Here is a 2,712-nt window from a genome sequence, read left to right on the forward strand (position 1 = left end):
TGCTGTCGCGGCGGGGTCAGGATGCGCCGGGTGCGGTTGAACTGGTGGCTGAGCTGGCCGGGTTGGGTGCTCACGTGGAGGTTGTGGCGTGTGATGTGAGTGATCGTGCCGCGTTGGCTGCTGTGGTGGATGGTCTGGGTGCGGAATTGTCGGCGGTGGTGCACACGGCCGGTGTGGTCGACGACGGTGTGCTGGGGTCCCTGACGCCGGAGCGGTTGGACGGTGTGCTGGGTCCGAAGGCGGATGCGGCGTGGTATCTGCATGAGCTGACGCGGGAGTTGGACCTCTCCGCCTTCGTGATGTTCTCGTCGCTGGCGGGGACGGTCGACGGCGCGGGGCAGGGCAACTACGCGGCGGCCAATGTGTTCTTGGATGCGTTGGCGGTACACCGTCGTGAGCTGGGACTTCCTGGGACCTCCTTGGTGTGGGGGTTGTGGGAGGGCACTGGTATGGGTGCGGCGTTGGGGGAGGGTGATGTTGCGCGGATGAGCCGGTCGGGTGTGCTGGGTCTGTCGGTGGGGCAGGGTCTGGCGTTGTTCGATGGGGCGTTGGGTGTGGATGTGCCGGTGGTGGTGCCGGTGCGTTTGGATGTGGGGGCGTTGCGGTCGCGGGTGGACGGTGTGCCCGCGGTGTTCCGGTCGGTAGTAGGCGGGCCGGTGCGGCGTGCGGTGGGTGCTGCTGTGTCGGGTGGCGGGGAGGTGTCGCTGGCGGGGCGGCTGGCGCTGCTTGGCGCCGATGAGCGTGAGCGGGTGTTGTTGGAGTTGGTGCGGTCGCATGTGGCGGCGGTGCTGGGGCATGAGGGTGCGGGTGCGATCGAGCCGGGTCGGGCGTTCAGTGACATCGGTTTCGACTCGTTGTCCGCGGTGGAGTTGCGGAATCGGTTGAATGCGGAGACGGGGCTGCGGTTGCCGGCCACGTTGATCTTCGACTACCCCACCCCCCAAGCCCTCGCCGACCTCATCCGGGAAAAGACACTCGGAGCGGTCGACGCGGCCGCCAGGCCGATGGCGACCACCCCGACCGACGACGAGCCCATCGCCATCGTCGGCATGGGCTGCCGCTACCCCGGCGACGTCACCACGCCCGAGGACCTGTGGCGGCTCGTGTCCAACGGTACGGACGCGGTCAGCCTCTTCCCCGAGGACCGTGGCTGGAACGTCGACGACATCTACGACCCGCTGCCTGGCCAGTCCGGCAGGACGTACACGCGTGAGGGTGGCTTCCTGCACGATGCGGCGGAGTTCGATCCGGGTTTCTTCGGGATCTCGCCGCGTGAGGCCCTCGCCATGGATCCGCAGCAGCGGTTGCTGCTGGAGACGTCGTGGGAGGCGATCGAGCGGGCGGGTATCGACCCGACCACTCTGCGCGGCACCCCGACCGGCGTCTTCGCCGGGATCATGTACCACGACTACGGGTCCCGCGTGACTCAGCCGTCGGAGGAGGTCGAGGGCTATCTCGGCAACGGCAGTGCGGGCAGCATTGCCTCGGGCCGTGTCTCCTACACGTTCGGTTTCGAGGGCCCGGCCGTCACGGTCGACACGGCCTGCTCCTCCTCGCTCGTCGCTCTCCACTGGGCGATCCAGGCCCTGCGTCAGGGTGAGTGCACGATGGCACTCGCCGGCGGTGTGACCGTCATGTCCACCCCCGAGACGTTCATCGACTTCAGCCTCCAGCGCGGCCTGGCCGCGAACGGCCGCTGCAAGGCGTTCTCCGCCGACGCGGACGGTACGGGCTGGGGTGAGGGCGCGGGCGTACTGCTCCTGGAGCGGTTGTCGGACGCCCGGCGCAACGGTCACCGCGTGTTGGCCGTGGTGCGGGGTTCCGCCGTCAATCAGGACGGTGCGAGTAATGGCCTTACGGCTCCGAATGGTCCGTCGCAGCAGCGGGTGATCCGTCAGGCGCTGGCCAGCGCCGGTCTGACGGCGGCCGAGGTGGACGCGGTCGAGGCGCACGGTACGGGTACGACCCTTGGTGACCCGATCGAGGCGCAGGCGCTGCTCGCCACGTACGGCCAGGACCGCGGCGAGGACCAGCCGCTGTGGCTCGGGTCGATCAAGTCGAATGTGGGTCATACGCAGGCGGCTGCGGGTGTGGCTGGTGTGATCAAGATGGTGATGGCGATGCGGGCGGGTGTGCTGCCCAAGACCCTTCACGTCGGTGAGCCTTCGCCGCATGTGGACTGGTCCGAAGGTGCGGTGGAGTTGTTGAGTGAGGCGCGGGGGTGGCCGGAGGTGGGCCGTCCGCGCCGGGCGGGTGTGTCGTCGTTCGGGATCAGTGGGACGAATGCGCATGTGATCGTGGAGCAGGCGCCGGCCGAGGAGCCTGCCCTGGCGGCTGGTGTTGAGCCTGGTGTGGTGCCGCCGGTGCCGTGGGTGGTGTCGGGTAAGTCGGCGGTGGCCCTGGCGGCTCAAGGGGAGCGGCTGGCCAAGGCGGTCTCGGGTGCTGGTGAGGTTTCGGTTTCGGGTGTGGGTTGGTCGTTGGTGAGTGGTCGTTCGGTGTTCCGGCATCGGGCGGTTGTGGTGGGCCAGGACGTGGACGGGTTGCTGGCTGGGGTGCGTGGGCTGGCGGCCGGGCGGTCGGAGGCCGGTGACACGGTGTCCGGTCTGGTGTCTGGTGTGGCGGATGTGTCGGGTCGTCGGGTGTTTGTGTTTCCTGGTCAGGGTTCGCAGTGGGTGGGGATGGCGGTGGCTCTGCTGGAGTCGTCGCCGGTGT

1 protein-coding gene is annotated in these 2,712 nt (G+C 68.8%); it reads left to right on the forward strand.

Features of this window, described 5'->3' with window-relative positions:
* Positions 1 to 2,712, forward strand: a 2,712-nt coding sequence (locus KUF83_RS42720; protein WP_217459503.1) for a type I polyketide synthase, incomplete at both ends; no start/stop codon positions are given.

This window comes from Streptomyces sp. BV286, assembly GCF_019090165.1.
Classification (GTDB): domain Bacteria; phylum Actinomycetota; class Actinomycetes; order Streptomycetales; family Streptomycetaceae; genus Streptomyces.